The 26,272-nt window shown below is 68.5% G+C and carries 30 protein-coding genes; 16 read left to right on the forward strand and 14 right to left on the reverse strand.

Annotated features, from left to right (window positions below):
• Positions 1 to 3: 3 nt before the first annotated feature.
• Both BLS11_RS07100 and BLS11_RS07105 read right to left on the reverse strand, forming a co-directional pair.
• On the reverse strand, positions 4 to 555 hold the full coding sequence (locus BLS11_RS07100; RefSeq protein ID WP_092535176.1) for an MOSC domain-containing protein: 552 nt from the start codon (positions 553 to 555) through the stop codon (positions 4 to 6).
• Entirely contained in the window at positions 555 to 1,190 is a 636-nt protein-coding gene (locus BLS11_RS07105; protein ID WP_092535177.1) for a rubrerythrin family protein, read from the reverse strand. Before BLS11_RS07105 ends, BLS11_RS07100 begins: the two co-directional genes overlap by 1 nt.
• Before the next feature lie 87 nt (positions 1,191 to 1,277).
• Here BLS11_RS07105 and BLS11_RS07110 point away from each other — a divergent pair, with 87 nt between their 5' ends.
• Positions 1,278 to 2,480, forward strand: coding sequence for an MBL fold metallo-hydrolase (locus tag BLS11_RS07110; RefSeq protein ID WP_092535180.1), 1,203 nt, complete (start codon positions 1,278 to 1,280; stop codon positions 2,478 to 2,480).
• An 8-nt stretch (positions 2,481 to 2,488) separates the two neighbouring features.
• Here BLS11_RS07110 and BLS11_RS07115 read toward each other — a convergent pair whose 3' ends face one another.
• From BLS11_RS07115 to BLS11_RS07130, 4 genes are all read right to left on the reverse strand, one after another.
• The gene (locus BLS11_RS07115; protein ID WP_092535183.1) at positions 2,489 to 3,106 is read right to left on the reverse strand and encodes a beta-class carbonic anhydrase; all 618 of its coding nucleotides are present in this window, start codon (positions 3,104 to 3,106) and stop codon (positions 2,489 to 2,491) included.
• A 228-nt stretch (positions 3,107 to 3,334) separates the two neighbouring features.
• A complete protein-coding gene (locus BLS11_RS07120; RefSeq protein WP_092535186.1) occupies positions 3,335 to 3,661 on the reverse strand; it encodes a 2Fe-2S iron-sulfur cluster-binding protein in 327 nt (108 codons plus the stop codon).
• Positions 3,662 to 3,738: 77 nt separating this feature from the next.
• Positions 3,739 to 4,200 carry a universal stress protein gene (locus tag BLS11_RS07125; protein WP_092535189.1) on the reverse strand — a complete coding sequence of 154 codons (462 nt, stop codon included), beginning with the start codon at positions 4,198 to 4,200 and terminating at the stop codon, positions 3,739 to 3,741.
• Between the two features lie 83 nt (positions 4,201 to 4,283).
• Positions 4,284 to 4,655: a DUF7964 domain-containing protein gene (locus BLS11_RS07130; RefSeq protein WP_245698802.1), complete on the reverse strand. Its 372-nt coding sequence runs from the start codon at positions 4,653 to 4,655 to the stop codon at positions 4,284 to 4,286.
• A 101-nt stretch (positions 4,656 to 4,756) separates the two neighbouring features.
• Between BLS11_RS07130 and BLS11_RS07135 the strand changes: the two genes are divergently transcribed.
• The gene (locus tag BLS11_RS07135; RefSeq protein WP_092535192.1) at positions 4,757 to 6,547 is read left to right on the forward strand and encodes a flippase activity-associated protein Agl23; all 1,791 of its coding nucleotides are present in this window, start codon (positions 4,757 to 4,759) and stop codon (positions 6,545 to 6,547) included.
• A 145-nt stretch (positions 6,548 to 6,692) separates the two neighbouring features.
• On the opposite strand, the gene BLS11_RS07140 is transcribed toward BLS11_RS07135, so the two are convergent.
• Complete coding sequence (locus tag BLS11_RS07140) at positions 6,693 to 7,652, reverse strand: transcription initiation factor IIB (RefSeq protein ID WP_092535194.1); 960 nt, start codon at positions 7,650 to 7,652, stop codon at positions 6,693 to 6,695.
• Between the two features lie 134 nt (positions 7,653 to 7,786).
• On the opposite strand from BLS11_RS07140, the gene BLS11_RS07145 reads away from it, so the two are divergent.
• From BLS11_RS07145 to BLS11_RS07155, 3 genes are all read left to right on the forward strand, one after another.
• Positions 7,787 to 8,725 (forward strand): lamin tail domain-containing protein, encoded by a 939-nt coding sequence (locus BLS11_RS07145; protein ID WP_092535197.1) that lies wholly within the window; start codon positions 7,787 to 7,789, stop codon positions 8,723 to 8,725.
• A 179-nt stretch (positions 8,726 to 8,904) separates the two neighbouring features.
• The gene (locus BLS11_RS07150; RefSeq protein ID WP_092535200.1) at positions 8,905 to 9,312 is read left to right on the forward strand and encodes a DUF7961 family protein; all 408 of its coding nucleotides are present in this window, start codon (positions 8,905 to 8,907) and stop codon (positions 9,310 to 9,312) included.
• The gene (locus tag BLS11_RS07155; RefSeq protein ID WP_092535203.1) at positions 9,312 to 9,938 is read left to right on the forward strand and encodes an METTL5 family protein; all 627 of its coding nucleotides are present in this window, start codon (positions 9,312 to 9,314) and stop codon (positions 9,936 to 9,938) included. The genes BLS11_RS07150 and BLS11_RS07155 overlap by 1 nt, the downstream gene beginning before the upstream one ends.
• Before the next feature lie 123 nt (positions 9,939 to 10,061).
• On the opposite strand, the gene BLS11_RS07160 is transcribed toward BLS11_RS07155, so the two are convergent.
• The 3 genes from BLS11_RS07160 to BLS11_RS07170 form a co-directional block, all read right to left on the reverse strand.
• Positions 10,062 to 11,723 carry a rhomboid family intramembrane serine protease gene (locus BLS11_RS07160; protein WP_092535206.1) on the reverse strand — a complete coding sequence of 554 codons (1,662 nt, stop codon included), beginning with the start codon at positions 11,721 to 11,723 and terminating at the stop codon, positions 10,062 to 10,064.
• 203 nt (positions 11,724 to 11,926) lie between these two features.
• On the reverse strand, positions 11,927 to 12,205 hold the full coding sequence (locus BLS11_RS07165; protein WP_092535209.1) for a UPF0058 family protein: 279 nt from the start codon (positions 12,203 to 12,205) through the stop codon (positions 11,927 to 11,929).
• A 58-nt stretch (positions 12,206 to 12,263) separates the two neighbouring features.
• The gene (locus tag BLS11_RS07170; RefSeq protein WP_092535212.1) at positions 12,264 to 12,476 is read right to left on the reverse strand and encodes a ribbon-helix-helix domain-containing protein; all 213 of its coding nucleotides are present in this window, start codon (positions 12,474 to 12,476) and stop codon (positions 12,264 to 12,266) included.
• Between the two features lie 182 nt (positions 12,477 to 12,658).
• Here BLS11_RS07170 and BLS11_RS07175 point away from each other — a divergent pair, with 182 nt between their 5' ends.
• The 5 genes from BLS11_RS07175 to BLS11_RS07195 all read left to right on the forward strand — a co-directional run bounded on the left by BLS11_RS07175 (position 12,659) and on the right by BLS11_RS07195 (position 18,044).
• Complete coding sequence (locus BLS11_RS07175; RefSeq protein WP_092535215.1) at positions 12,659 to 13,252, forward strand: sulfite oxidase-like oxidoreductase; 594 nt, start codon at positions 12,659 to 12,661, stop codon at positions 13,250 to 13,252.
• Between the two features lie 111 nt (positions 13,253 to 13,363).
• Positions 13,364 to 14,710, forward strand: a complete 1,347-nt coding sequence (locus tag BLS11_RS07180) for an isochorismate synthase (protein ID WP_092535218.1) — start codon at positions 13,364 to 13,366, stop codon at positions 14,708 to 14,710.
• A 13-nt stretch (positions 14,711 to 14,723) separates the two neighbouring features.
• The gene (gene menD, locus BLS11_RS07185; protein ID WP_092535221.1) at positions 14,724 to 16,505 is read left to right on the forward strand and encodes a 2-succinyl-5-enolpyruvyl-6-hydroxy-3-cyclohexene-1-carboxylic-acid synthase; all 1,782 of its coding nucleotides are present in this window, start codon (positions 14,724 to 14,726) and stop codon (positions 16,503 to 16,505) included.
• 82 nt (positions 16,506 to 16,587) lie between these two features.
• Positions 16,588 to 17,064, forward strand: coding sequence for a DUF8215 family protein (locus BLS11_RS07190; protein WP_092535224.1), 477 nt, complete (start codon positions 16,588 to 16,590; stop codon positions 17,062 to 17,064).
• 62 nt (positions 17,065 to 17,126) lie between these two features.
• Positions 17,127 to 18,044 carry a 1,4-dihydroxy-2-naphthoyl-CoA synthase gene (locus BLS11_RS07195; RefSeq protein WP_092535227.1) on the forward strand — a complete coding sequence of 306 codons (918 nt, stop codon included), beginning with the start codon at positions 17,127 to 17,129 and terminating at the stop codon, positions 18,042 to 18,044.
• Between the two features lie 25 nt (positions 18,045 to 18,069).
• Here BLS11_RS07195 and BLS11_RS07200 read toward each other — a convergent pair whose 3' ends face one another.
• A complete protein-coding gene (locus BLS11_RS07200; RefSeq protein WP_092535230.1) occupies positions 18,070 to 18,708 on the reverse strand; it encodes an NAD(P)-dependent oxidoreductase in 639 nt (212 codons plus the stop codon).
• Between the two features lie 135 nt (positions 18,709 to 18,843).
• On the opposite strand from BLS11_RS07200, the gene BLS11_RS07205 reads away from it, so the two are divergent.
• Positions 18,844 to 19,176, forward strand: coding sequence for a winged helix-turn-helix transcriptional regulator (locus BLS11_RS07205; protein WP_092535233.1), 333 nt, complete (start codon positions 18,844 to 18,846; stop codon positions 19,174 to 19,176).
• Positions 19,177 to 19,206: 30 nt separating this feature from the next.
• On the opposite strand, the gene BLS11_RS19345 is transcribed toward BLS11_RS07205, so the two are convergent.
• Positions 19,207 to 19,371, reverse strand: coding sequence for a hypothetical protein (locus BLS11_RS19345; protein ID WP_175454403.1), 165 nt, complete (start codon positions 19,369 to 19,371; stop codon positions 19,207 to 19,209).
• Positions 19,372 to 19,528: 157 nt separating this feature from the next.
• Here BLS11_RS19345 and BLS11_RS07210 point away from each other — a divergent pair, with 157 nt between their 5' ends.
• From BLS11_RS07210 to BLS11_RS07220, 3 genes are read left to right on the forward strand one after another with little or no spacing between them, the layout of a single operon-like run.
• A complete protein-coding gene (locus BLS11_RS07210; protein ID WP_092535236.1) occupies positions 19,529 to 20,482 on the forward strand; it encodes a 1,4-dihydroxy-2-naphthoate polyprenyltransferase in 954 nt (317 codons plus the stop codon).
• Positions 20,482 to 21,483, forward strand: coding sequence for a mandelate racemase/muconate lactonizing enzyme family protein (locus tag BLS11_RS07215; RefSeq protein WP_092535239.1), 1,002 nt, complete (start codon positions 20,482 to 20,484; stop codon positions 21,481 to 21,483). The genes BLS11_RS07210 and BLS11_RS07215 overlap by 1 nt, the downstream gene beginning before the upstream one ends.
• Positions 21,484 to 21,514: 31 nt before the next feature.
• The gene (locus tag BLS11_RS07220) at positions 21,515 to 22,315 is read left to right on the forward strand and encodes an enoyl-CoA hydratase/isomerase family protein (protein ID WP_092535243.1); all 801 of its coding nucleotides are present in this window, start codon (positions 21,515 to 21,517) and stop codon (positions 22,313 to 22,315) included.
• A 62-nt stretch (positions 22,316 to 22,377) separates the two neighbouring features.
• Here the strand turns inward: BLS11_RS07220 and BLS11_RS07225 are convergent, their stop codons facing one another.
• On the reverse strand, positions 22,378 to 23,451 hold the full coding sequence (locus tag BLS11_RS07225) for a complex I subunit 1/NuoH family protein (protein ID WP_092535246.1): 1,074 nt from the start codon (positions 23,449 to 23,451) through the stop codon (positions 22,378 to 22,380).
• An 82-nt stretch (positions 23,452 to 23,533) separates the two neighbouring features.
• Here BLS11_RS07225 and BLS11_RS07230 point away from each other — a divergent pair, with 82 nt between their 5' ends.
• The gene (locus BLS11_RS07230) at positions 23,534 to 24,184 is read left to right on the forward strand and encodes a helix-turn-helix domain-containing protein (protein WP_092535249.1); all 651 of its coding nucleotides are present in this window, start codon (positions 23,534 to 23,536) and stop codon (positions 24,182 to 24,184) included.
• 84 nt (positions 24,185 to 24,268) lie between these two features.
• Entirely contained in the window at positions 24,269 to 24,994 is a 726-nt protein-coding gene (locus tag BLS11_RS07235) for a ThuA domain-containing protein (protein ID WP_092535252.1), read from the forward strand.
• Between the two features lie 198 nt (positions 24,995 to 25,192).
• Here the strand turns inward: BLS11_RS07235 and BLS11_RS07240 are convergent, their stop codons facing one another.
• Positions 25,193 to 26,038, reverse strand: coding sequence for a hypothetical protein (locus BLS11_RS07240; RefSeq protein WP_092537186.1), 846 nt, complete (start codon positions 26,036 to 26,038; stop codon positions 25,193 to 25,195).
• Positions 26,039 to 26,272 lie beyond the last annotated feature (234 nt).

Genomic DNA, 26,272 nt, shown 5'->3' on the forward strand with positions numbered 1-26,272 from the left:
TCGCTACTGCGAACCGTCGTCACCATCGCCGCGCAGGCGGTCGATTATCGACCGCCCCTCCGTCCGCGGGTCGGCCTCGACGACTTCGAGTTCGTCGCCGACGCGAACCGTCCCCGGCGTCACCACGTCGGCGCAGATGCCGCCGCGGCCGTCGCCGAGTGCGCGGGCGACGCCCTCCTCGCCGGCGACGCGTTCGACGTGCGCGCAGGGCGGGCGCGGGCGCGTCCCGCGGAACGCCGCCTCGCCGATTCGGAACGTCGTCTCCAAGAGGGCGCGGAGGTCCGAGACGGAGACGACGACGTTCCGCCGGTGGCGGCCGTCGGAGAGGTCGATGCCCGTCTCTTCGCGTATCTCCTCGATGGCCGACGCCGAGACGAACGTCACCTGACAGACGTCGTACGGCGAGTAGTAGCCCGTTCCGAGGAGATACCGGTCGCCGTGGAGTCCGCCCTCGACGGCCTCCACCGACTCGGTGGACTCCATCGGTTCGCCCTCCTCCGGACTCGTCCATATCGCCTCGACGCGGCCGCGTCCGTCCGTACGAGCGTCCGTCATCAGCACACCGACCGCGGGTCGAACCCGAGGTTTCTGAGGGCGTCGGCGTAGTCGTCGTAGGCGAGTTGGACGGTGTACTCCGCGACCATCTGTGCGGCCTGCCAGTCGTCGTCCGTCTCGCACGTTCGCTCCAAGAGGCCGAGGCCGTCGTCCAACACCTCCTCCGTCTCGGCCTTCAACCCGCGTATCACGTCCGCGCGGCGTTCGTCCGCCTCGTTGACGAAGAAGCCGACGAGTTGGTTGTGCGTCCGAAGGCTCACCAACGGCCGCCCGACCATGCCGCCGCCGATTCGCTCCACTGTCGCTTCGCGCCCCCGGAGGTAGGCGTGCATCGGCCCCGGTTCGCCGTCGGCCTCCCACTCCCCGTCGAGTTCGTCGGTCACCCGGCGGAGGTGGTCGTCCTCCTGTTCGGCGACGGCGGCGAACGCCTCCCGGGCGTCGTCGTCCTCTTCGTCGTCCGCCCACCCCCGGAACGTCTCCCGCGCGGCGTGTTCGCTCGCCGCCGCCACGTCGAGGACGCGTTCGGCCGTCAGTTGCGCGTCGGTCAACGCGACGAGCAACTGTTGGGAGCCGAGTCGGTTCAACTCCGTCGCCTTCGACTCCTCGATTTCGGTCCGCAGTCGCTTCCCGTCCATGCGTCGAGAGACGCGCCCGCGCGCCCTGAAACTTCGGCCCGTCGCGTCCGCGGAGCGTTCTTCCCCCTCGCCGCCGTATCTCTCCGCATGACTCCCGAGGAACTCCACCGCGCGATAGCGCGCGGCGACGTAGCCGAACAGAGTTCGGCTGCCCGCCAGACGCAGTCCGGCGACGACGTTCGCCTCCTCGACGTTCGGAACCGAGACGAGTACGAGGCGTGGCGCATCTCCGGCGAGACGGTCGATTCGACTGTCGTTCCCTACTCCCGGTTCATGGCGGCCGAGGTGCAGGGCACCGTGGGCGAACTCGCCGCCGAAAACGGCATCTCCGAGGACGAGAACGTGGTGGTCGTCTGCGGGCGGGGCGAGGCCAGCGACTACGTGGCCGAACTCCTCCGCGAGGCGGGGTACGACGCCGAGAACCTCGAACGCGGGATGCGCGGGTGGGCGCGAGTGTACGACGCCCGCGAGGTGCCCGCCGACGCGGAGGCGACGGTGCTCCAGTACCGCCGCCCCTCCAGCGGATGCCTCGCGTACCTCGTCGTCTCCGGCGAGGAGGCGGCCGTCGTCGACCCCCTGCGCGCCTTCGCCGACCGGTACGTCGCGGACGCCCGCGAACGCGGCGCTGAACTCCGGTACGCCGTCGATACGCACGTCCACGCCGACCACGTCAGCGGCGTCCGCGACGTGGCCGACCTGACCGGCGCGGAGATCGTCCTCCCGACGGGAGCCGCGAACCGGGGACTCGCCTACGCCGACGCCGAGGAGTACGACGTTCGGTTCGTCGGCGGCGGAGACGAACTCCGCGTCGGGGACGCGACGCTCACGGCGGTGGACGCACCCGGACACACTCCGGAGATGACGGCGTTCCGCCTCTCGGACCTGCTCTTTGCGGGCGACAGCCTGTTCGTCGAGAGCGTCGCCCGCCCGGACTTAGCGGAGGGCGACGAGGGCGCACCGGACGCCGCGCGGCGACTCCACCGCACCCTGACGGAGACGTTCGAGGCGTTCGAAGACGACGTAACAGTTGCGCCCGGCCACTACGGAGAGGCGACCGAACCCGCGGCGAACGGGACGTACACGGCGACGCTCGGGGAACTCCGCGACCGGCTTTCGGCGCTGTCGATGGACGAGGCGGCGTTCGTCGAGTACGTCCTCGGGGATATGCCGCCGCGGCCCGCGAACTACGAGGAGATAGTGGAGACGAACATCGGACGGGAGGCGTTGGCCGACGAGGAGGCGTTCGAGTTGGAACTCGGACCGAACAACTGCGCGGCGACGGCGGCGTAGCGGCGAATCTACTCCTCGACTCTCTCGTTCACCTGCGCCGCGACGCGTTCGCCGGGGCGTCGAAGTTCCCCGCTCTCGACTTCGTACACGTACCCCCTCACGGTGACGTCCTCCGGAATCAACTCGTGGTCCTCGAGGTACGCCACCTGCGCCGCGCACGCTTCGTCGATGTCGTCCGTCATGCGGACCCAATCGGCTATCGACGCGTCGCCGATGTCGAGTTCCGGCAGCGACGGGTCGAGGTGCACGTCCGCTAACGACCCCCCGACCTGCGCTTCGAGTCCTTCGACCACGGCGTCGTCGGGCGCGCTCATCATCCCGCAGTCGGTGTGGTTCACGACGATTATCTCCTCCGTCTCGAAGAAGTTCGTCGTCAGCGCAGCGCTCCGAATCACGTCGTCGGTCACCTTCCCGCCGGCGTTGCGGTACACCTGCGCGTCGCCGAGTTCGAGCCCCAACGCCGCCTCTACGGGGATGCGTTCGTCCATACACGCGACGACGAGCAGTCGCTCGTCCGTCGGAATCCCCTTGCGCCGTCGCCTCGCCCAGTCGTCGCGTTCCTCCACGGCGGCGTCTACTCGTTCGTGAACCCGTTCTCCCCCGTCGTCGCTCTCGTCCGGTGACATACGAGTCGATTCGCGCCCGAACGAGTCGCCTCTTCCCGTCGCGGAGAATAACTCTCGAACCTATGACACGAACGCGGGACGGATCGGCCGACGAGACGCGTTCTCTCCGCGCGACGAACTGTGCGAAGTGTTCTCACACGTCGGTCCGTGCAGTGGCTCTCGTCGTCGGTGGCGGCGAAAAACGAGGTTACCAGCGGAACTGACTCGTCGTCTCCGTCGACGCTCCGGTCAGTCGTCGTCGGCCGCGGGGGCCGATGCGGCGGCGTCGTCCTCGATGCTCGGGGGGTAGACGCCGCGGTCGAGTTTCAGGTCGCTCTGGGGGCGCGCCATGCACGTCAGGGCGAAGCGCTCCGCCTCCTCGTCGGTCAGACCGCGGGCGGCGGGTTGGGTCACCTCGCCTTCGAGGATTTCGGCGGAACAGGCCAGACACATCCCGACGCGGCAGGAGTACTCCTGTGCGATACCCTCGTCGATGCAGGCCTTGAGGATGGTCTGTTTGTCGGACACTTCGATGGTCTCGTCCGTCCCGACGAACTCGACGGTGTACTCAGTCATGAATTCCGGTACGAGGGACCGCGCCTAAACTCTTTATGGAGCGATTCCGTCCTCGAAAAAAGGTCCGATACGCCGCCTCAGGCGACGGTCTCGTCTTCCGATTCGGCCGACTCGCCGTTCATCCGGACCGTCAGGACCGGCACGTCGGAGCTTCTGACGATCTTCTCGGTGACGCTCCCCAGCAGGTAGCGGTTGATTCCGGTCCGGCCGTGCGTCCCCATCACGATGAGGTCGATGTCGTGGTCGTCGGCGTAGTCGAGGATGCTCTGGTGGGTGGACCCCGAGACGACGGCCGACTCCGAGGAGACGCCCTCGGCGCGCGCCCGGTCGGTCACCTCCGCTATCGCCTTCTTCCCCTCCTCCTCTAAGGACTCGACGACGAGGTCGGCTCCCGTCTCGACGGAGGCGTAGACGCTCGAATCCACGACGTACAGCGCGTGGATGGTGGCGTCGTACTGCGACGCGATGTCTATCGCGTTCCGAATCGCTCCCCTCGCCGCCTCGCTTCCGTCCGTCGGCACGAGTATTCGATCGTACATACGTGGACGTACGAACAGCGACGGTTAGAAACTAGGCCCGGATTCGACGGCGACCCCCCGTCGTCCCTCGCTTCGGCCCCGCCTCACGCCGAGTCGGCGTCGTCGTCGGTCGCGACTTCGGCGTCGGTGTCTGCCTCGTCGGCACCCACGGTGTCGTCGGCGTCGGCACCTTCGGCGTCCGTCTCGTCGCGGAACGCCCACACCGCCTCCTCGCAGACCTGCAGTCCCTCGATTCGCGGCCGGTCGTCCAGCGACACCGTCTCGACGACCGTCCACGCTTCGCTCTGCTCGTCGAACGCGAGGCCCTTCACCCACGCGTCGGTGGCGAGGAGGAGACTCCGCGCGTCCCCGTCGCTCTCGACGGAGACGGCTAACTCGAACGCGTCGGCGGTGTTGAGACCGGTGAGTTCCTTCGGCGATAGCGGCCGCGGCGGAAGCGACTCCAGGAGTGACATGTCGTCGCGTCGGCCGCGCCGGGGCTTGTGCCTTGCGAACCGCGACGCGGCGGCGGGCGCGCACCAAAAAGTTTCTACTCGGTCACGGCTGAGAGTCGCGCATGTCTCGCAACACCGACGAGGGTGACTCGTCGGGCCACCGGGCTACGTCCGGTGTTGCCCCCGGAGGCGGGGAGACGGCGGCGTCCGAACGACGCCCCGGACACCGTCGGAGTTCGCTCGTCTACGCCGTCGCCGTTCTCGCCGCGGCGGCCCTCCTCGCGCGCCTCGTCGGCCTCGGCGCGCGACCGTTCCACTGGGACGAGGCCCGCGTCGGCTACTGGACGCTCAGATACCTCGAAAGCGGCGCGTTCGAGTACCGCCCCGTCGCGGGCGGACCGCTCCTGTACCTCGTGGACCGCCACGTGTTCGCCCTCCTCGGCGCGTCCGACGCGACGGCGCGACTCCCCGTCGCCGTCCTCGGGGGCCTCCTTCCGCTCTGCGCCCTGCTCTTTCGGGACCGACTCGACGACGTCGAGACGTTCGTCTTCGCCGCTATCTTGGCGTTCAACCCGCTCTTGGTCTACTACTCGCGGTTCCTCCGCGGCGACGTTCCGCTTGCGTTCTTCGCCTTGGCGTCCGTCGGGTTCGCGGTGCGGGCGTACGACCGCCGGAGTCGGCGCGACGCGTACGCCGCCGCGGCGATGGTCCCCCTCGCGGCCGCGTCTTCGGGATTCGCCGCGGGGTACGTCCTCTGTTGGGTCGCCGCGGGCGTCCTCCTCGTCGACCAACCGAGCGCCGTCGTCGACCGCGGCGCGTCCGCCAAAGCGACCGTCGCAGACGTCTACGCCCGTGTCGCGGGCCGGTGGAACGTCGCCGCGCGCGCGTTCCTCCTCTCTCTCGGGGTGACCGTCTACTGCTTCGCCCCCCGCGCCGGGCCGACCGTCGAGGCCGGCCTCTGGAAGCCGACGACGTGGCACCTCGTCCTCTGGGAGGCGACCGGCGGCGCCCTGTGGACGTTCGTCGGCGTCCGGGTGGTGCACCGCTACCCCGACGGCGTCCACGCGATACTCCCGTTCGTCTCCGACACGCTCGATACGCTCGCCCGGACGAGTCTGCCGATACTGCTCGCGGCCGTCGCGGCGTTCCTCTGGACGCGGTACGCCCGTGGGGACCGACGCCCCCTCGTCGCGGGGTTCGCCTACTGGGGCGCGGCGGCGGCGTTCGTCTTCCCCGTCGTCACCGAGGTGTCCGCGCCGTGGGTCGCCGTCCACGTCCTCCTGCCCCTGTCGCTCCCCGGCGCGGTCGGTATCGCCGCCCTGTTGACCCGCGCCCTCGCGGCGGCGAGAGCGACGAACGCCGACGGCGCGCCGTTCGGCGGCGGACTCGCCTCGGCGGACGCGGCGACGGTGGCCGCGGTGGTCCTCGTCGTCGTCGCCGTCGTCGCGCAGGCGGGCGCGGTGACCGCCGCGGGCGTGTACGGCCCCTCCGACCGGAACAACCACCTCGCGCAGTACGGGCAACCGAGCGACGACGTCGAACCGTTGGTGGCGAACGTCTCGGGGTTCGCGGACGGCGACAGATCGACGCCCGAGGTGCTGTACGTCGGGTCCGACTACGCGACGGGGTGGGACCCCGGAAACGAGTTCCCGCCGGTGGTAGACTCGTGGGGTAACAGGCTCCCGCTTCCGTGGTACTTCGAGCGCGCCGGGTTGGACGAGGCGAGCACGGAGAACGTGACGACGTTCGACGAACGCGCGGACCGCGGGGAGCCGATTCCGCCGGTGGTCGTGACGACTCCGGCCCTCCGCGAACAGGTCGAAGAGAGGCTCGGCGACGACTACGAGGCGCGGTCGTACCGACTCGGCCTGTGGGGCCGGGACGTCGTCGTCTTCGTCGCGCAGTCGGAGTGAGAGGCGGGAAACGCCGAAGCTCCGAGATTCGGGGGAGAGCGCGTCGGAGGAGCGAGCGAGAAAAGCGAGAGCTAGAGCGGAACTGAGACGGCGGAAAGATGGAAAGAACGGTTCGAGCGTCCGAGCCGACGAGGTTCGCGCCGACTCAGCGGAAGCCCATCGCTTCGATCTGCTCTTGGTAGCGGTTGCGGATGGTCACTTCCGTGACCTGCGCCACGTCGGCGACTTCGCGTTGGGTCTTCTTCTCGTTGCAGAGGAGCGACGCGGCGTAGATGGCCGCGGCGGCGAACCCGGTGGGCGACTTGCCCGAGAGCAGGCCCTGCTCGGCGGAGACGTCGATTATCTCGGTCGCTTTCGCCTGCACTTCCTCCGAGAGGCCCAGGGCGGAGGCGAAGCGCGGGACGAACTGCTTGGGGTCTACGGGCTTCAGTTCGAGGCCGAGTTCCTGCGAGATGTAGCGGTACGTCCGACCGATTTCCTTCTGCGGCACGCGCGACACCTCCGCGACTTCGTCGAGCGACCGGGGGATGCCCTCCTGTCGGCAGGCGGCGTAGAGCGCGGAGGTGGCGACGCCCTCGATGGAACGGCCGCGAATCAGGTCCTCGTTCAGCGCGCGCCGATAGATGACGGAGGCGACTTCCCGCACCGACCGCGGAACGCCGAGCGCCGAGGCCATGCGGTCTATCTCGGAGAGCGCGAACTGCAGGTTGCGCTCGCCCGCGTCCTTCGTCCGGATTCGCTCCTGCCACTTGCGGAGGCGGTGCATCTGCGACCGCTTCTCGGAGGAGAGCGACCGACCGTAGGCGTCCTTGTCCTTCCAGTCGATGGTCGTCGTCAGTCCCCGGTCGTGCATCGTCTCCGTTATCGGCGCGCCGACGCGCGACTTCGACTGACGCTCGGAGTGGTTGAACGCCCGCCACTCCGGGCCGCGGTCTATCTGTCGTTCGTCTAAAACGAGTCCGCAGTCGTCACAGACCAGTTCCCCTTGGTCGGCGTCGGTGACGATGTTGGTGGACTCACACTCCGGGCACGCGATGAGTTCGTCGGCCTCTGTTTCAGTCTCCGTCTCCTTCTCTCGCTGGCGCTGGCGGCTCGGACGTTCCATTATAAGGTTTGTGGTGGAGCGCAAATTTAAACCTTTGTACCAAAGTGACGGAATCCCGACCGTTTCGCCGGCCGTCGAACGCGACTCGCGGCGGGCGATTACGTTATGTGGCGGTGCCGTAAAGCGGCGTGCGTATGCGACGTCGATATCCGCTCTGCGTCCTCCTCGTCGTCTCTCTCGCCGCCTGCCTCGGCGGATTCGGCGTCGCGCCGACGCCAGACGGCCAGAGGGGACCGGACGCCGCGACGGTACGCGAACCCGACGCCGGCGTCCGCGCGACGGTGACGCGCGTCGTGGACGGAGACACCGTGAACGTCAGGTTTTCGAACGGGTCGGGGGACACCGTCCGCCTCCTCGGCGTCGATACGCCCGAGGTGCGCGGGGCGAACTCGCCCGGGGAGTTCGAGGGCGTTCCCGACACGGCGGCCGGGAGAGCGTGTCTCGCAGACGCCGGCGAGACGGCGTCGTCGTACGCGAGAGAGCGACTCGCCGGGGAAGAGGTGCGCATCGTCTTCGACGAGGTGACGGACAGACGGGACTACTACGGCCGTCTCTTGGCGTACGTCCGCGTCGGCGGCGAGTCGTTCAACCGGGAGTTGCTCGCCTCCGGACACGCCCGTCTGTACGACGGAACATTTACCGAACGTGAACGGTACGTGGCGGCGGAACGTCGCGCCCGCGAGGAGGGGCGCGGCCTGTGGGCCTGTGCGACGCCCGCCGGCGGCGACGACGCCGCGTCGAACACGACGCTCGCGGTGGTTCGGGTGCACGCCGACGCCGAGGGCCGCGACGGGGAGAATCTGAACGACGAGTACGTCGTCTTCCGGAACGGGGGCGGGGAGACGCTGAACCTCTCGGGGTGGACGGTGTCCGACGAGGCGGGCGCGAGGTACGTCGTTCCCGAGGGGACGACGCTCCCGCCCGGCGGGGAACTGACGCTCTACACCGGGTCGGGAACCGACGGCGACGGCGCGCGCTACTGGGGGAAGGGTCGGCCGGTGTGGAACAACGACGGCGACGCGATACTCGTCCGCGACCCGAACGGAGCGCTCGTCGTCGAACGTCGGTTCTAAGGGGGAGGGGGAAGCGGAGCGTGCTTCCCGGTATCATTCCTCGTTCATGCTCCTTGAGTACCAGTGGTCGTTTTACCCCGCCCACCGTCCCGGCGTCGTATGCCGATAATGCGCCCGTAATATTACCATTGTGCATTTCACAAAGGCTTTTGTATAACCGGTGACTATCGGGGAGCAACATGAGTACGACGAACGCCCCGAACGGGAGCGCGGAGGAAGCCGAAACTATCGACACCGACGCAGTCGCGGACGTGACGCCGGTCCGAATCGAAGCGAGTGCGTTGTCCTCCACGTCGCCGTCGTACCTGCGCGACCTGAAGTCCCGACTCGCGTCCGAGGGGCGTCAGCCCGCCGTGTTGACCGTCGAGACCTGTTTCGACGAGGACTGTCGCCTCGCCAGTCAGTCGGTCGCCGACGAGGTTCGCGGGTTCGTCCGCGCGGCGGCGTTCCTCGGCGCGGCGCGGGTCGAAGTGACCGTCACGGACGTCGCCGACGAAGACGTCGCGCGGGACGCCCTTCGCGCCGTCGAGGAACGCGGTCGCAGAGAGGGCGTCGCGGTCGATATCTCCGGCTGCGTCTCCTGCTGATGCCGACGAAATCCGCCTTGGAGACGCAGTTGGCGGTCGTGGCGGGGTTCGACGCGCCGCGGGCGGAACTCGAACAGTACCCGACGCCGCCGGACCTCGCGGCCCACGTCGTCCACGTCGCGGACCTCAACGGCGACATCGAGAACAGGACGGTCGTCGACCTCGGCACCGGGACGGGGATGCTCGCACTCGGCGCGGCACTCCGCGGCCCGGACCGCGTCGTCGGCCTCGACATCGACCGCGACGCGTTGGAGACGGCGGCCGAGAACCGCGTCCGCGTCGGGACGACGACGGACATCGACTGGGTACGCGCGGACGCGACGCGGCCGCCACTCCGGACGGGCGGGCCGACGACGGTGCTTATGAATCCGCCGTTCGGGGCGCAACGCGGCCACGAACACGCCGACCGGGCGTTTCTCTCCACCGCCGCCGAAGTGGCGGACGTCTCTTACTCCATCCACAACGCCGGGTCTCGCGAGTTCGTCGAGGCGTTCACCGAGGACGAGGGCGGCGAGGTGACCCACGCCTTCCGCGCGACGTTCACGCTCGACAGGCAGTTCGACTTCCACGACGCCGAATCGAAGGACATCGAGACGGAACTGTACAGAATCGAGTGGGATACGTAACTCGGCGAGCCGCGACGTTCGGACCCCCGAGGGCGTCCCGTCGGCCCGAGAGTGTCTCTTCGACCCGAGACCGCTCGGAAGTCTTCCGACGGCGAGTGTCTCTTCGGCCCGAGGGGAGTCCCGTCAGCTTCCGCGGTACCGCTCTTTCTTCAGCACCCGCACGCGCGTCCCGCCGAACTCCGCGTACACCCTGTTTTTCTCGCGGGTGAACGTAATCTGGTTCACGGTGACCGACTCGCCCTCGTTCGGGAGGGGAGCGCTCACCGTCTCGTCTCGGCGCTCGACTTCGACGTAGTAGCCGTCGGCGGTGGGGACGACGGAGATGTTCCGCCCGCCGACGACCGGACCCGCCGTCGCCGCGTCGGAGACGTAGACGACGCGCGACTCGCCGTCGTCCCGCAGGTGGACGCGGTAGGCCGTCCCGCCGTCGACGGCGTTCCACCCGTCGCGTTCGGCGTACACCGTCTCGCGCCACCCGAGGCCGCCGAGCGTTATCGGCACCTTGCCCGCGAACGCCAACCGACCTTTGCTCGCCGCCGTCGTCCAGATGCCGCGGGACTCGCTTTTGACTATCACGCCCGACGTCTTCACGTTCGTCGTCTCGCCGAACGCGTCCACTTGGTACGCAGACACCATCCCGTTCTGGACGCCCTCGGCGTACGTCACCTCGTAGTCTTCGACCCGCACGGGTTCGCCGGGTAACTCGCCGCCGTCGGTGGTGTAGAGGTTGTACGGCACCGCCGGACCGGAGACGGCGGCGGCGACGACGACGAGGCAGGCCGCACCCGCCTGCCACCGGCGGAAGGAGAACTGGCCGCCGAAGACGCCCGTCAGGGCGGGCCGGTCGGAGGCGACGGCGGCGAAGACGACGAGCAACGCCAACACCGCGACGAGGGCGACGCCGACGGCGCGATAGAGGACGTACGTCTCGCCGCCGCGGTACCAGTAGATGGCCCACATCGACTGCGAGACGGCGAACAGCACCGATCCGGTCCACAGTTTCAGCGCCGACGGGCGCTCGACAGACGGGCGCATGCGGACGACGTACAGACCCAAGATGACGCCGATGAACAGGCCGAGCGCGTGGCCCTGAATGGCGATGTCGGCCCACCACGGCGTGACGTACGTGGGGTGGCCGCTCGCGGTGACCGTCGGTTCCTGCATCGCGTTGTAGACGAGGCGGAGCGCTCGTCCGGCGGCCAACGCCACCACCGTCTTCAGCGGGTAGTTGACGAGGGCGAACCCCGCGAACGCGAAGACGACGCCGGAGAAACCGATGATGGGTCCGAGCGCGAAGACGGACGTGGCGAGACCCACGACGAGGACGGCGGCGGGGAACACGACGAACGCGCGCACGTACGGGTTCGTCCGCCGCGACGACATCGACGCCGACCCTCGTTCGCGCGGGTAGTGACCCCACGCGTACTCGGCCAACGGTGCGAGCGTCAGCGTCGCCGCGAGGTTCCCCAGCAGGTGCCCTGCACCGTTGTGCGAGAACGGCGCGGTGACGATACCCAACGGGTAGAAGTACGACCACGCTCGGAACGGAAGCGTCACCGGCGAGTACCAGTGACGAAGCCCGTCTTGGACGAACAGGTAGACGGCGACGACGAACGCGACGGTGACGACGGTCCCCCACGGAATCCCGAACAAGAATCGCCGGCGAAGCGCGGCCCCCCACCGACCCCCCGGTCGGTCGACTGCGTAGACCGCGATTCCGGCGAGGAGGAACGCGACGAGCATCGCCCCCTGTTGTATCGGCACCCATCCCGGAATGTCAATCATGCCTATGACTTACACGGACCCGTTATCAACTTCTCGCCGCGCCCGCGGGCGGGCGTCGGTAGCGTGCGGTGCGATACCACACACTATTCGGTCGTCCTTGATACCCGTGTCGATGCGCACGACGGCCAAGAATATCGCGTCACCGCTCGGACGCCGGGCTACCGTCCCGCCGTCCGGAGTCGGTGGGAGTCGGCGTGTCCGACTCAGAGTTTCGACTCTGCATCGTCTGCGAGTTCCTTCATTCGCTTTCCGACGCGGCCCGCGTTGGAGAACTCGTCCTCGCTCATCGCCGTCGCGAGGGCGTTACCGAGGACGAAGACGGCGTGTTTGTGCTCGCTCTTGGATTTGTGGACGTGGGAGGGGTCGACCCCGAGTTGCTCGTAGGGTTCGAATATCTCCTCGTCGACGTCCTCGCGCGCCGCGAAGTTGTTCTTGATGATGAGCATCTGTTCGTGGAGTTCGAGCAGTTCGTCCTTGTGCATGTCCGGAGTTAGGCGAGATGCCGCTTTAAGGGTTTTTGGCTGTTCGTCCCACGGGGGGTTAGAAGACGTACTCGTCTTCGTGACCCATCATCCCGTCGTCCTCGAAGCCTCTGTCGTCGTCGTCGATGGGCCCGCTCGTCTTGAACGCGCGGATACCCGTCGAGAGGAGTTCGGAGATGGCTTCCTCTCGGCTGACGAACTCGCCCTGTTCGACCAGCTGTGCGATCTGCATCTCGAGGTGCTCTGGTACGTTTATATTGACTTTGGGCATCTGAACGTCCGGGGGTTTGGAGCCGGCTTATTTAATTCCTACGCCCCGCGTTGTCGTTAGCGGAACGAACTCCGGCGTTTCGTAGAGATTCTTTTTCGACGGCCGAAACTGAGTTCTCGATTCCCGTATTCGACGGCGGGAGCAGTCGTCAGCGTTACGTACGTCGCCGCGAACCCTCTCACATGGCGAAAGACGTCACGGGCTTGTACGAGGAGTTCGGCGACGAGCGACTCCCGCCGGGACAACGAGAGACGTCGCGGTTTCCGGTCCTCTCGAAGAGCGGAACTCCCTCGTGGGACCGAGACTCGTGGCAGTTCGAGGTGTGGGGTGCGGTCGAAGACGAACTATCGCTCTCGTACGACGAGTTCACGTCGCTCCCCTCCGAGACGCAGATTCAGGACTTCCACTGCGTCACCGGGTGGAGCAAGTTCGACTGCGAGTTCACCGGCGTCACGTTCCCGACGCTGGCGGAACGGGCGGGCGTCGAGGACGACGCGGTCCACGTCATGTTCCACGCCCTCGACGGGTACACGACGAACCTCTCCTTGGAGGAGTGTCGGAGGCAGGAGGTCATGTTCGTCTACGAGTACGACGGCGAACCCCTACCCGCGGACCACGGCGGCCCCCTCCGCGTCGTGACGCCCCACAAGTACGCATACAAGGGCGCGAAGTGGGTGTCGGGCGTCGAGTTCCTCACCGAACCCGAACGCGGGTACTGGGAGAAGCGCGGGTACTCGAACACGGCGAACCCGTGGAACGAAGAGCGGTACAGCTAGAGAGGCGCGTCGACGACGAGGCGAACACGGTTCTCGGCCGGCCGAACCGGCGAATTTCTCTCCGATCGGGGATAGTCAGGTAAAAGAGCGTGGCGTCCTCATCTCCCGTCGATGGAATCGCTGGGGAGCGACGAGGCGGGCGCACGCCCCGTCAGCAGGTCCGTCAGGATATCGAAGCCGCAGTTCCGGGCCGTCCTCCGCGCCGCCGACGCGCCGCGGACCGTCTGGTCCGCGCCCGACGAGGCGACGGTGGTCGGAAGCGGTGCGGCGGCGACGGTGACCGCCGACGGACCGAACCGGTTCGAACGCATCCGCGAGGCCGCGGAAGCCCTCTTCTCGTCGGGCGACGTCCACGCCGGAACCGAGGCGGCCCGCCCCCGACTGTTCGGCGGGTTCGCGTTCCACGCAGACAGCGTCGCCGGCCCCCCGTGGGAGCAGTTCCCCGGCGCGCGCTTCGTCCTCCCGCGCGTGCAGGTGACGTACGCGGACAACGGAACGTGGCTGACGGTCACCGCCGTCGGCCCGGACGCCGACCCCCGGACGGTCGAACGGGAACTCGACCGCCACCGAGAGCGCCTCCGGTCGCTCCCCGACCCCGGCCCGCCGGCCGACCCGCCCGGCGTCGTCGGACGGCGGCGAACGACCGCCAAGGGAGACTGGCGTTCGAGCGTGAACGCCGCCGTCGAACGCATCCGCGCGGGCGACTTGGAGAAAGTCGTCCTCGCGCAGGCCCTCGACGTGGATTTGGGGGACGACCTGTCGGTGCCGGACGTGCTCTGGCGACTCGGCGAGGCGTACCCCGACTGCTACCGCTTCCTCGTCGAACCCGTCGGCGACGACGGACCGCAGGCGTCGTTCTTCGGCGCGACGCCGGAACGACTCGTCGGCCTCCGGGGGCGAACCGTCGAGACGGACGCCCTCGCGGGGACGACCGGTCGCGGCGAGACGCCCGCCGAGGACGAGTGGCTGGCGAACGAACTGCTGGCCGACGAGAAGAACGTCCACGAACACGAACTCGTCGCCGAGACGATTCGGGACCAACTGGCCCCCTTCGCCTCCTCGGTGAACGCCGGGGCGCGCCGCGTGAAGCGCCTCGCCACCGTCCAGCACCTCTGGACGCCGATAACGGCCGAACTGGCGACGGACGAACACGTCCTCTCTTTGGTAGAGGCGCTCCACCCGACGCCGGCCGTCGGCGGCCTGCCGCCGGACCGGGCGCTCTCGACCATCCGCGACACCGAACCGTTCGACCGCGGGTGGTACGCCGCCCCGGTCGGGTGGGTGGACGCCGCGGGGTACGGGTCGTTCGCCGTCGCCCTCCGGTCGGCCGTCTCCCGCGAGGACTCGGCGACCCTCTTTGCGGGCGTCGGCGTCGTCGAAGACTCCGACCCGGACCGCGAGTGGGACGAAGTGCAACTGAAGTACCGCCCGATACTCGACGAGCTGGAACGCTCCTGACGACTCTCCTATCATGACCGCACCTAACCGCAACGCCCTCTGGGCGCGCGCGTTCGTAGACGAACTGGCCGAGGGCGGCGTCTCCGCCGTCTGCATCACGCCCGGTAGCCGTTCGACGCCGCTGACGGAGGCGTTCGACAGACACGAGGACGTCCACGTCTTCTCGCACCTCGACGAACGCTCCTCGGCGTACTTCGCACTCGGGCGCGCCCGGCGGACGGGCGACGTGACGCCACTGGTCTGTACCTCCGGCACCGCGGCGGCGAACTTCCACCCCGCGGTCATCGAGGCGTACCAGTCGCGGGTTCCGCTCCTCCTCCTGACGGCGGACCGGCCGCCGGAACTCCGCGACTCCGGCGCGAACCAGACTATCGACCAAGAGAAACTGTACGGCGACGCGGTGCGCTGGTACAAGGACCTCCCCGAACCCGAAGCGGAACCCAGAAAACTCCGCTCGCTCCGGACGACTGCGGCGCGCGCTCTCTCGGAGGCGACGGGGACGCCGTCGGGTCCCGTCCACCTCAACGTCCCGTTCCGCAAACCGCTGGAACCGACGCCCGTCGAGGGCGACGTGCCCGACGACCTGCCGGAACTCGCGGCGTCGGGGCGCGACGGCGCGTTCGTGAAGACGACGCCGGGCGTCCCCGAACTCGGAGACGACGAACTGCGCTCGCTGGCCGAGCGCATCTCGGAACCGCGCGGACTCGTCGTCGCCGGTCCGGCGGACGCCCCCGGCGTGGACGGCGAAGCGGTCGCCGCGTTCGCCCACGCGTCGGGCTTTCCGGTCCTCGCGGACCCGCTCTCGGGCGTCCGCTTCGGCGGGCACGTCCGCGTCACGCCCACCCTCGGCGGGTACGACTCCTACCTCGACCCGCGCGTCACCGCCGAGTGGCCCGACCCGGACGTGGTGCTTCGCTTCGGCGCCTCGCCCACCTCGAAGACGCTCCGGAACTATCTCGCCCGCACGGACGCCGAGCAACTCGTAATCGACCCCGCGGGCGAGTGGCGCGAAGCGGAGTTCACGGCGACGGACCTCGTCGTCGCCGACCCCTCGCGCCTCCTGACGCGCCTCTCCCGTCTGCTCGCGGGCCCCGGAAGCGCCGAGTGGCGGCGGCGGTTCGAGGCGGCCGAAGCGGCCCACTGGGAGGCGTTCGACGCGAGTGCGGACGCCGCCGACGCCGAGACGGCGGTCCCTCCCGAGGGGCGCGTCCTCGCGGACGTGGCGGAACTCGCGCCGCAACCCTCCACCCTGTTCGTCTCGAACTCGATGCCCGTCCGCGACGCCGACCGCTTCGCCCGCCCGACGACGAAGGCGCGGACGGTCCTCGGCAACCGCGGCGCGTCCGGCATCGACGGCATCGTCTCCACCGCCCTCGGCGCGGGAAGCGCGACGACGGACGAGTTGACGCTCGTGACGGGCGACATCGCCTACTATCACGACATGAACGGCCTGTTGGCACTCGCCCGGTGCGACGCGGACGCGACGGTGGTCCTGATAAACAACGACGGCGGCGGCATCTTCCACATGCTCCCCATCGAGGAGTACGACCCGCCCTTCACCTCGCAGTTCAAGACGCCGCACGGCCTCGATTTCGAACCGACGGCGGACCTCTACGACCTGTCGTACGCGCGAGTCGCGGGCGACGACCGGGAGGGGTTCCGCGAGGCGTACGCCGAGGCGACGGCCGCCGAGGGGTCCCACGTCGTCGAAGTCGTCACCGACGCAGAGGAGAGCCACCGCGCCCGCGAACGACTCCACGAACGCGTCGTGGAGCGACTGGCCGAGGACGGCTGACCGCCTCGCCGTCCCGGAGACGCCGGGCGTCGAACCGCGCCGTCGCAGTACGTTTTTGACGGTTCTGGTCGAACTACGGGCCATGTCCCAACGAGGTACGGACCGAGCGACCGAGGAACGCCGACTCAGACCGCGCGAGGAGTCCAAGAACGACCCCCTCGGTCGGTGGCTCGAAGACCTGTTCGACGGGACGGCGGAGGGCCTCGTCTTGGGTCTTCCGGCGCTTCTGTTCTCCGTCTTCGCGGGCGACATCGTCGCCTCCTCCGCGGCGATGGGTGCTACGGTCGTCCTCTCGTGCGGCATCGCCGCCTACCGGAACGGCCGCCTCGCCGTCGGCCCGGAGTGGCCGCCGATGGACGCCGCGTTCGTCGTCCTCCGCTTCGTCTGGTACAACCTCTCCCTCGTCGCGGCCATCTTCGCCGGCGCGGCGGCGGCGAACAGCCCGATCGCGCCGTCGGAACTCGTCGTCGCCGGGTTCGTCGGCGGCGGCGTCGCCGCACTCGGCGTCCTCTCGCTTTCGTCCGTCGCGTCGGCCCTCGCATCGCTCCGCCGGATCTGAGAATTTCGACCGACGGCGCGCCGGAAGCGAATCTTTTTGCGCGCGCCGTCCCCCTCTCCGGCATGGTTTCGGATATCTTCGACGCAGAGCGGTGGCGTCAGGTGGAGGGTGCAGACGAGTTCGACGACATCACCTACCACCGCGCGGAGGACGTCCCCGCCGTGCGCATCGCGTTCGACCGCCCGGAGGTCCGCAACGCGTTCCGCCCGGGGACGGTGGACGAACTGTACGCCGCACTCGATCACGCCCGAAAGCAGGCCGACGTGGGCTGTATCCTCCTCACCGGCAACGGCCCCTCGCCGAAGGACGGCGGGTGGGCGTTCTGCGCCGGCGGCGACCAGTCGGTCCGCGGCGGGTCGGGCTACGAGTACCGCGAGGGCGACGACGTCGACGAGTCCGACGACGAACTCGTCCGCGAGGCGAAGGCCGGACGCCTCCACGTCCTCGAAGTCCAGCGTCTCATCCGGTTCGTGCCGAAACCCGTCGTCGCCGTCGTCCCCGGGTGGGCCGTCGGCGGCGGTCACTCGCTTCACGTCGTCTGCGACCTGACGCTCGCGTCGGCGGAACACGCGAAGTTCCTCCAGACCGACCCCGACGTGGCCTCCTTCGACGGCGGGTTCGGGTCGGCGTACCTCGCCAAACAGATCGGCCAGAAGAAGGCCCGCGAGGTGTTCTTCCGCGGGAAGACCTACTCCGCCGAGGAGGCCGAACAGATGGGCATGGTCAACGAGGTGATTCCGCACGAGGAGTTAGAGGACGTGGCCTTGGAGTGGGCCGACGAGATGACGAAGAAGTCGCCGACGGCGATGCGGATGCTCAAGTACGCGTTCAACATGGCCGACGACGGCATGGTCGGCCAACAGGTGTTCGCGGGCGAGGCGACCCGTCTGGCCTACATGACCGAGGAGGCCCAAGAGGGTCGCGACGCGTTCTTGGAGAAGCGAGAACCGGACTTCCGCCAGTATCCGTGGTACTACTAGCGTCGCCCGCGCCGTCGCCGCGGCGTCAGTACCCGACGCCGAGACGGGAGTGAACCGCCTCGCCGTTTTCCAGTTCGTCGACGAACGCGATGGCGAAGTCCTCCATCGTGATGTAACTCTCGCCGTCCTCGTCGGCGACGAGTTCGCCCTCGGCCGTCCGGAACTCACCCGTTCGCTCGCCGGGTTCGATTATCGCGGCCGGCGCGACGTAGGTCCAGCGCAGGTCGTCGGCGTCGCGGAGAACCTCCAACGCGTCGATTGCCGACCGGGCGAGGGGTTCTATCTCGTCGGGGAACTCGTCGGTTTCGACCAGTAGCGTGTCCGGTCCGACGTTCAGACCGCCCGCGCCGCCCGTCCAGACGAGGCGGTCGACTCCTGCCTCCCGGAGTCCCGCGACGACGGCCTCGGCCATCTCGGGGAGGACTTCGACGTCTTCGTCTCCGGAGGGTCCGAGCGCGGAGGCGACGGCGTCGTACCCTTCGGCCAGTTCCGCCACGTCGTCGGCGTCGGTCGCGTCGCCCGCGACGGCCTCGAAGTCGGGGTCGTCGATTCCCTCGACGGTCCCGCTCCGGGAGACGCCGGTCACCTCGTGCCCCCGGTCGAGGAGTTCGTTCGCGATTCGTCGTCCGATTCGTCCGCTCGCGCCGAGTAGGAGTACCTTCATGGTGTCGTTGGGTCGTCTGTCGGTTTCGCGCGGTACGCGGATGAGTGCCCGCCGTGGCGGTCACATCATCACACTTGCTGTTGGAGAGTGACCTTGATATAGTTCAGCGAACGTTACCGTGAGTAAGTCACATCGATGTCATCGCACACGAACCTCGAAGAGAAGTACGGCGACTGCCCCGTCATCAAAACCTTCGAGGAGGTCGGTTCTCGCTGGCGACTGACCGTCATCCACGTCCTCCGGGAGGGTGACCTCCGGTTCAACGAACTCAAGCGCGCGACGGACGCGAACTCCCAGACCCTCTCGCGGGTACTCGACGACTTAGAGGAGACAGACTACGTCGAACGCCGAGTCGAGGAAGGGAGTCCGGTCGCCGTCTACTACTCGCTGACGCCGAAGGGCGAGGAACTCCTCTCGGCGTTCGACGAGATACACGAGTGGGGGAAGAAGTGGATGGACGGCGCGTAGCGTCGGACGGTGACCGACCCCCGGTCGGCACTACTCCGCTATCGGTTCGAACGCCTCGCACCCGCAGGCGCAGGACCCGCCCGTCCCCACCGGGCGTAACCCGTCGTCGGACTCCTGCACCGGGTACACCTCCCCACACTCGACGCATCGACCGAACGTCTCCGGTTCGCCCCCCGTCCGAGGCTCCTCCGTCATACTATTCTAATATTTGTCGAGTCGCATTTGAATATTATTCCTCCCGTCGAATCGAGCGAACGGTTCGGTCGAAACGGCCGGAAGGCCCGGAGGGGAGTTCGCCGCCCGCGGAGCGAGATGCCAACTTTGAGGCTCACCCCGTCCCGAGGAGAACGCAATGAGTACGCAGAACATCTCGCGGACGAAGGCGTGGGTCATGGCCGCCCGTCCGCAGACGCTCCCCGCGGCGGCGGCCCCCGTCGTCGTCGGCGCGGGCGTGGCGCTTCACGACGGCGTGTTCGCCGCGCTTCCGGCGTTGGCGGCGTTCCTCGGCGCGGCCCTCATCCAAATCGGGACCAACTTCGCCAACGACTACTACGACGCGATACAGGGCGCCGACACCGAAGACAGGGAGGGGTTCACCCGCGTCACCGCGGGCGGCCTCATCGACCCCGCCGAGGTGAAACGGGCGATGTACCTCACGTTCGCCGCCGCCGTCGTTGTGGGGACGTACCTCGTCTACGTCGGCGGCGTCCCCATCCTCGTAATCGGTCTGCTGTCCGTCGCCTCCGGCATCGCCTACACCGGCGGACCCTACCCCCTCGGTTACCACGGACTCGGCGACCTGTTCGTCTTCGTCTTCTTCGGCGTCGTCGCCGTCACCGGCACCTACTACGTGCAGGCGGCGTCGGTTCTCGCCGCGCCGTTCCCCGTCGGCGTCCCGCCGAACACGCTCCCCCTCGCGGCCGTCGTCGCCTCCCTCCCCGTCGCGGCCATCTCGACGAACATCCTCGTCGTCAACAACGTCCGCGACAAGGAGGAGGACGCGACGACCGGAAAGCGCACCCTCGCCGTCCGGTTCGGCTACGGGTTCTCCCGCGGGGAGTTCCTCGCCATGCTGGCAGTCGCCTACCTCGTCCCCCTCTGGTTCCTCGGCCGCCCCGACTACGGCGTCACCGTCTTGCTCCCCCTCCTCTCGCTTCCGTACGCCGCCTCCGTGGCCCGAACGGTCCTCTCTGAGACGACGGGCGACGCGCTCAACCCCGCCCTCGAACGGACGGGCAAGTTGCTCGCGATGTACGCCGTCCTGTTCGCCGCCGGGTTGGCGGTCCGAGTTCCGTCGTGGTTCTGATGGGAATCGAACGCTTCTCCGTCGAACTCGCCCGCCCCCTCGACACCGCGGCCGGGACCATCGACTCGCGGACGGGGTTTCTCGTTCGGACCGACGGGGGACTCGGCGAGGCGACGCCGCTTCCGGGGTGGACCGAATCGCTGGACGAGTGCCGCGCGGCCCTCGAACGCGGGACGCCCGACGACTCCACTCCCGCCGCGCGGCACGGCGTCTCTCTGGCCCGCACGGACGCCGCGGCGCGCGAGTCGGGCGAACGCCTCTGCGACACCCTCGCGGCGGACGCCGGGTTCGCCGACCCCGCCGCCGACGCCGTCCCCGTCAACGCCACCGTCGGCGACGGGTCCGTCGCGGAGACGGCCGACGCGGTGCGGACGGCCGTCGAGGAGGGGTACGACTGCGTGAAGGTGAAAGTCGGCGCGCGGTCCCCGGAAACGGACGAGGAACGCCTGCGCGCCGCCCGCGACGCCGCGGGCGACGCCGCCGAACTCCGCGCCGACGCCAACGGCGCGTGGGACGCGGCGACGGCCGAACGGATGCTCGACGTCGCCGCCGAACTCGACTTCTCGTACGTCGAGCAACCGCTTCCCGCCGAGAGGGCGTCCGACCACGCCGCCCTCCGCGGGCGGGGCGTCGGCGTCGCACTCGACGAGTCGCTCTCGACGACGAGCGTTTCGGCCGTCCTCGACGCCGACGCGGCGGACGTGCTCGTCTGCAAACCGATGTCGCTCGGCGGCCCCGACCGGACGCTGGCGGCGGTTCGGCGCGCGCGGGAGGCGGGCGTCGAGTGCGTCGTCACGACGACGATAGACGCCGTCGTCGCGCGCCTCGGCGCGGTTCACGTCGCCGCCGCGGTGCCGGACGTGCCCGCCTGCGGCCTCGCCACGGGGTCGATGCTCGCTTCGGACCTCGCGCCCGACCCCGCGCCCGTCTCCGAGGGGCGAATCGAGGTTCCGGAGGGGCCGGGACTTGGCGACGGCCTGGAACAGTTGTATCGACCGTGAACTTTTCTGCGCGGCCGCCGTCGCCGTTCGTATGAGCGACGAAACTGACAACTCCGTCCTCGTTTCCTCGTCCGACGGCGTCGTCACCGTGAGGCTGAACCGCCCCGACGTGCGGAACGCGCTGACGACTGACCTGACGGCGGGCGTTCGCGACGCCCTCGACGGACTGGACGACGACGCGCGGTGCGTCGTCTTCGAGGGCGCGGGCGACGCCTTCTGCGCCGGCGGCGACGTGAACGCCATGATGCGACTGCAGGGCGGCGAACTGACGACCGAGGAGGCGGTTCGCCACGTCATCGACGACACCGGGGGCGTCGTAAAGCGCGTCTTCGACTGTTCCCTCCCGACGGTGGCGAAGATAGCGGGCCCGGCCATCGGCGCGGGCGCGGCCTTGGCTCTCGCCTGCGACGTGCGCCTCTTTTCGACCGACGGCCGCATCGGGTTCGGCTTCGAGAAACTCGGACTCGCGGTCGATTCGGGCGTCTCCTACCTCCTTCCCCGGGAGGTCGGCGCGGGCGTCGCCAAGGAGTTGGTCTACACCGGCGAAGTGTTGGACGCCGAACGGGCCTCGGAGGTGGGACTGGCGAACCGGGTCTTCGACGCCGACTCCTTCGACGCGGAGAGCGAGGCGTTCGTCTCCGACATCGCCGCGGGACCGACGGCCGCGTTGCGAACGTCGAAGCGCCTGCTCCGTCGGGGGTTCGAGGTGTCCTTGGAGACGGCCATCGAACACGAGGCGGCCGCGCAGGGGGCGTTGTTCGGGACGGACGACCACGCCGAGGGCGTCGAGGCGTTCCTCGAACGGCGCGACCCGGCGTTCGAGGGCCGCTAGCGGGTGGATTTCCCGCGGTTCGAGTGCGCCGCCGCGCCGCCGCACCGCCGCGTCCCTGCCGCCTACGAAGCTAACAGGCCGACGACGACGGCGGTGACGAGCAGGTTGACGAACGAGAGGACGAGGAGCCCCTTCCACCCGACCACGATGAGTTGGTCGATGCGGAGTCGGGGGACCGCGGACCGCGCCCACTGCGTGAACAGGAACACCGCCCAGATTTTGACGAGGAACCAGACGAAGCCCGGCAGGACCGGTCCGGCGGGGCCGCCGAGAAACACGGTGGCGACCAACGCGCCGCCCAAGAAGAGGTGGACGAACTCGCCCATGTAGATGAGCACCCAGTAGACGCTCCCGTACTCGGTCTGATAGCCCGCGACGAGTTCCGTCGGCGCTTCGGGGGCGTCGAACGGGTTGCGGCCCACCTCCGCGAGGTTCGCGATCAAGAACAGCACGAACGCGAAGGGGTTGACGAACGCGTACCACGACGGGATTTGGAGGCCGCCGAGCGTGAGAAGCGGCGTCTGCTGGGCGGCGACGATTCCGCTCGTGCGGAGGGTTCCGGCGAACAGCACCACCGAGGCGGCGGACACGACGAGGGGTATCTCGTAGGCGATGTTCGCCGCGACGGCGCGGAGGCCGCCGAGGAGCGAGAACTTGTTGTTCGAGGCGTACCCGCACATCGTGAGACCGAGCGTGGATAGCGAGGCGGCGGCGAAGGCGTAGACGAGTCCCGTCTCCGGGTCGGCCAACTGGAGTCTGACGCCGAACGCCGACCCCATCGGGACGACGGCGAACCCGAGGAAGGCCGAGAGCGGGACCAGCAACGGTCCGATGTCGTACGCCGGGCGGTCTACGCCGTCGGGGATGATGAGTTCCTTGCCGAGGAGGCGGAAGATGTCGGCGACGATGACGAGGAGGCCGAACGGCCCGATTCGGTTGACCGCGACTCGGTCGGTGAAGGCGGCCGTCACCTTGCGCTTCGCCCAGATGACGACGGCCGCGCAGGTCAACGGGACGAGGCAGACGACGACGGCGGCCACCAACGCGGACGCGAGTTGCTCCGGGAGCGTCGGGTCGCCCCCGAACAGTATCCGAGCGACCGCTTCGGGGAGGAGGACTGTCAGCGGAGCGTGCATACCGGAGCATGGACCCCTCGCCGGAGGTCGATTCTGCGAGAGATGTTCGGCTCTTTATGTTTGCGGCGACGAACGGAGGGCCGTGAAGTACCTTCGTCTGACCGTCGAACCCGCGGGCCGCGAGATTCACCCGGTCCACACGCTCATGACGGAACGGCCGTTCGTCGAACGGGTGCGGATGCTGCACTGGAACCTCGCCGACTTCGAGATGCCCGCCCTCTTCTTCTACCTCGTCGGCGACGCCGCGAAAGTCGCGGACGGACTGCGTTCGACGCCCGAAATCGAGACGTTCGACGTCACGCGAATCGACGAGAATCGGTTCTACTGCTTCACGCTCGGAGAGACGACGGAGGTGGAGCGAACGCTGTACGCGACGTTCACCCGCGAGAGCCTCATCGTCCTCCCGCCCCTCCGCTACGAGGCGTCCGGCGGGGTGACGTTCGAGGTGCTCGGCGAGTCGGAGACGCTCCGCGAAGCGTTGGCGAACGTCCCCGAAGGCATCGGCGTCGCCGTCGAACGCGTCGGGGAGTACGACACCGCGCGGCGGACGGCCGAATCGGCGCTCACCTCGCGTCAACGCGAGGCAGTCTCTGCCGCGATGGCGGTGGGGTACTACGAGACGCCGCGGGAGGCGACGATAGCGGAGGTGGCGGCGGAACTGGGGTGCGCGCGAAGCACGGCGGCGGAGCACCTCCAGAAGGCGGAAGCGCGCCTCGTCCGGACGGTGCTGTGAGCGACTCGAACTCTCCGACGACGCGCGCCGGACCCGTCGGGTGCGGGCGGTGGCTACTTACTCGCGCCGTTCGACGCCGGGAGTATGTCCGACGTGCGCGTCACCGTCTGGAACGAGTACCGACACGAACGCGAGGACGAGGAAGTCGCCGAGGTGTACCCCGACGGCATCCACGAGGCCATCGCCGAGGGGTACGAGGAACGGGGATACGAGACGCAAACGGCGACGCTAGACGACCCCGAACACGGCCTGACCGAGGCGGTTCTCGACGAGACGGACGTGCTGACGTGGTGGGGCCACCGCGCGCACGACGAGGTGGACGACGAGGTGGTTGACCGCGTGGTCGAACGCGTCTTAGACGGGATGGGCCTTCTCGTCCTCCACTCGGGGCACTACTCCAAGCCGTTCAAGCGACTCATGGGCACGCGGTGCTCGCTGAAGTGGCGCGAGTCCGGCGAGAAAGAGCGTCTCTGGGTGACCGACCCCTCCCACCCCATCGCCGACGGACTCGACGAGTACGTCGAGATTCCCGAAGCCGAGATGTACGGCGAACACTTCGACGTGCCCGCCCCGGAGCAACTCGTCTTCACGAGTTGGTTCGAGGGCGGCGAGGTGTTCCGATCGGGGTGCTGTTACGCCCGCGGGTCGGGCCGCGTCTTCTACTTCCGGCCGGGCCACGAGACGTACCCCATCTACTACCGCGACGACGTGCGCAACGTTCTGGCGAACGCCGCCGAGTGGGCCGCGCCCGGCGACGGACCGACGCCCACCTACGAGAACGTCGACCCCCTCGAAGACCTGAGCGACTGAGCGCCGGACCCCCTCCGGGACCGAACGCCCGTTCGACCGCTCGAAATAAACGCGTGGCGTCCCATGCGTCGGGTATGGCAGAACCGACGACGGGTCAGCGTCGACTCCTCTACGGGTTGTTCGTCTTCGCGTTCGTCGTGTTCGTCCTCGGCGTCGTCGCCATCCTCTTTCTCTCGGGGTATCTGTAACCTCGCCCCCTCACTCGGCGTCGCCGGGGCGGTGCGTGACGCCCGACTGCGAGTCGGCGTTCATCCGTCGGAGCGCGGCGGTGGCGTTCGAGGCGTCGTAGCCGAAGAACACGCTCTTGCCGTACTCCGAGGCCACCTCCGTCGCGTGGATGAGAGCGTCCACGTCCACGTCGACGGCGTACAGTTCTATCGAGAACGGCGTATCGAGGGGCGCAAGGAGCGTCTCGAACCCTTTCGCGATGGTCTCCAGCCAGTATGTCGTCCCGTAGTCCACGTCGTAGAGGGGGACGACGAACTCGTCTACGTACTCGGCGAGGGCCTCCACGTCAAGTCCGGCCCGTCGGTAGAGGTGCCCCGGGTACGGGTCGGGATAGAGGGTGAGGTACGTCCGACCGGGGATTCGCTCGGCCGCCTCCGCGACGAACTCCGTTACCACCTCGGCGCGCCACGCCATCCGGTCGTCGTGGTCGCTCTCCTCGAAGAGGCGTTCGCACCGGTCGCACCGGCAGTACTCCTCGCGCGGGAACCCCACGTCGTCGAGGCGCACGTCCTCGTTCTCGGCGGCGCAGTCCTCGACGATTTCCAAGAGGCCGGTTCGGTACTCCTCGTTCGTCGGGCAGATGTACGCCCAATCGAAGTACGTCTGGTCGCGGGTGGCGAGGTTCCCCTCCGCGTCCACGGGGACGAGTTCGGGGTCCGAGTTCGCGGCGGCGGTGTCGCCGAAGCACGACACCATGTTCACCGCGTTCGGCAACGGGGACGACGCCCGTCCGGTCACGTCCTTGACCTCGTAGAATCCGCGGTCGAAGACGTCCCCCTCGACTTCCTCCGCGTTGCGCGTGACGACGCCGTACATACCACGACGTTTCGCGCCGACGATGAAGAGTCGTTCGCTGTCGGTCACCGACGGGGGCGACTCCCGCCGCCGACGCACCCGAATCTGTCGCGGCGTAACGGACACCGAAAACAGGCTTTCGCGGGGCGCTCCGTTCGAGAAGCGCCGACTCGCGTTACTGTTCGACTTCGACCTCTATCGGTTCGGACCCAACCGACAGGGTGAGGTAGAGGGCTGCTACGAGGGACAGTACGA

It is taken from the genome of Halopelagius longus, assembly GCF_900100875.1.
Taxonomy (GTDB): Archaea; Halobacteriota; Halobacteria; order Halobacteriales; family Haloferacaceae; genus Halopelagius; species Halopelagius longus.

Bases quoted from the DNA above. Each gene is read 5' to 3' on its own strand.
- BLS11_RS07190 (WP_092535224.1), top strand. From the start codon at position 16,588: ATGTCCCAACGAGGTACGGACCGAGCGACCGAGGAACGCCGACTCAGA.
- BLS11_RS07145 (WP_092535197.1), top strand. From the start codon at position 7,787: ATGCGACGTCGATATCCGCTCTGCGTCCTCCTCGTCGTCTCTCTCGCC.
- BLS11_RS07225 (WP_092535246.1), bottom strand. From the start codon at position 23,451: ATGCACGCTCCGCTGACAGTCCTCCTCCCCGAAGCGGTCGCTCGGATA.
- BLS11_RS07240 (WP_092537186.1), bottom strand. From the start codon at position 26,038: ATGTACGGCGTCGTCACGCGCAACGCGGAGGAAGTCGAGGGGGACGTC.
- BLS11_RS07220 (WP_092535243.1), top strand. From the start codon at position 21,515: ATGAGCGACGAAACTGACAACTCCGTCCTCGTTTCCTCGTCCGACGGC.
- BLS11_RS07125 (WP_092535189.1), bottom strand. From the start codon at position 4,200: ATGTACGATCGAATACTCGTGCCGACGGACGGAAGCGAGGCGGCGAGG.
- BLS11_RS07235 (WP_092535252.1), top strand. From the start codon at position 24,269: ATGTCCGACGTGCGCGTCACCGTCTGGAACGAGTACCGACACGAACGC.
- BLS11_RS07195 (WP_092535227.1), top strand. From the start codon at position 17,127: ATGGTTTCGGATATCTTCGACGCAGAGCGGTGGCGTCAGGTGGAGGGT.
- BLS11_RS19345 (WP_175454403.1), bottom strand. From the start codon at position 19,371: ATGACGGAGGAGCCTCGGACGGGGGGCGAACCGGAGACGTTCGGTCGA.
- BLS11_RS07115 (WP_092535183.1), bottom strand. From the start codon at position 3,106: ATGTCACCGGACGAGAGCGACGACGGGGGAGAACGGGTTCACGAACGA.
- BLS11_RS07150 (WP_092535200.1), top strand. From the start codon at position 8,905: ATGAGTACGACGAACGCCCCGAACGGGAGCGCGGAGGAAGCCGAAACT.
- menD (WP_092535221.1), top strand. From the start codon at position 14,724: ATGACCGCACCTAACCGCAACGCCCTCTGGGCGCGCGCGTTCGTAGAC.
- BLS11_RS07165 (WP_092535209.1), bottom strand. From the start codon at position 12,205: ATGCACAAGGACGAACTGCTCGAACTCCACGAACAGATGCTCATCATC.
- BLS11_RS07170 (WP_092535212.1), bottom strand. From the start codon at position 12,476: ATGCCCAAAGTCAATATAAACGTACCAGAGCACCTCGAGATGCAGATC.
- BLS11_RS07155 (WP_092535203.1), top strand. From the start codon at position 9,312: ATGCCGACGAAATCCGCCTTGGAGACGCAGTTGGCGGTCGTGGCGGGG.
- BLS11_RS07140 (WP_092535194.1), bottom strand. From the start codon at position 7,652: ATGGAACGTCCGAGCCGCCAGCGCCAGCGAGAGAAGGAGACGGAGACT.
- BLS11_RS07120 (WP_092535186.1), bottom strand. From the start codon at position 3,661: ATGACTGAGTACACCGTCGAGTTCGTCGGGACGGACGAGACCATCGAA.
- BLS11_RS07135 (WP_092535192.1), top strand. From the start codon at position 4,757: ATGTCTCGCAACACCGACGAGGGTGACTCGTCGGGCCACCGGGCTACG.
- BLS11_RS07210 (WP_092535236.1), top strand. From the start codon at position 19,529: ATGAGTACGCAGAACATCTCGCGGACGAAGGCGTGGGTCATGGCCGCC.
- BLS11_RS07100 (WP_092535176.1), bottom strand. From the start codon at position 555: ATGACGGACGCTCGTACGGACGGACGCGGCCGCGTCGAGGCGATATGG.
- BLS11_RS07130 (WP_245698802.1), bottom strand. From the start codon at position 4,655: ATGTCACTCCTGGAGTCGCTTCCGCCGCGGCCGCTATCGCCGAAGGAA.
- BLS11_RS07175 (WP_092535215.1), top strand. From the start codon at position 12,659: ATGGCGAAAGACGTCACGGGCTTGTACGAGGAGTTCGGCGACGAGCGA.
- BLS11_RS07215 (WP_092535239.1), top strand. From the start codon at position 20,482: ATGGGAATCGAACGCTTCTCCGTCGAACTCGCCCGCCCCCTCGACACC.
- BLS11_RS07105 (WP_092535177.1), bottom strand. From the start codon at position 1,190: ATGGACGGGAAGCGACTGCGGACCGAAATCGAGGAGTCGAAGGCGACG.
- BLS11_RS07180 (WP_092535218.1), top strand. From the start codon at position 13,364: ATGGAATCGCTGGGGAGCGACGAGGCGGGCGCACGCCCCGTCAGCAGG.
- BLS11_RS07205 (WP_092535233.1), top strand. From the start codon at position 18,844: ATGTCATCGCACACGAACCTCGAAGAGAAGTACGGCGACTGCCCCGTC.
- BLS11_RS07160 (WP_092535206.1), bottom strand. From the start codon at position 11,723: ATGATTGACATTCCGGGATGGGTGCCGATACAACAGGGGGCGATGCTC.
- BLS11_RS07110 (WP_092535180.1), top strand. From the start codon at position 1,278: ATGACTCCCGAGGAACTCCACCGCGCGATAGCGCGCGGCGACGTAGCC.
- BLS11_RS07200 (WP_092535230.1), bottom strand. From the start codon at position 18,708: ATGAAGGTACTCCTACTCGGCGCGAGCGGACGAATCGGACGACGAATC.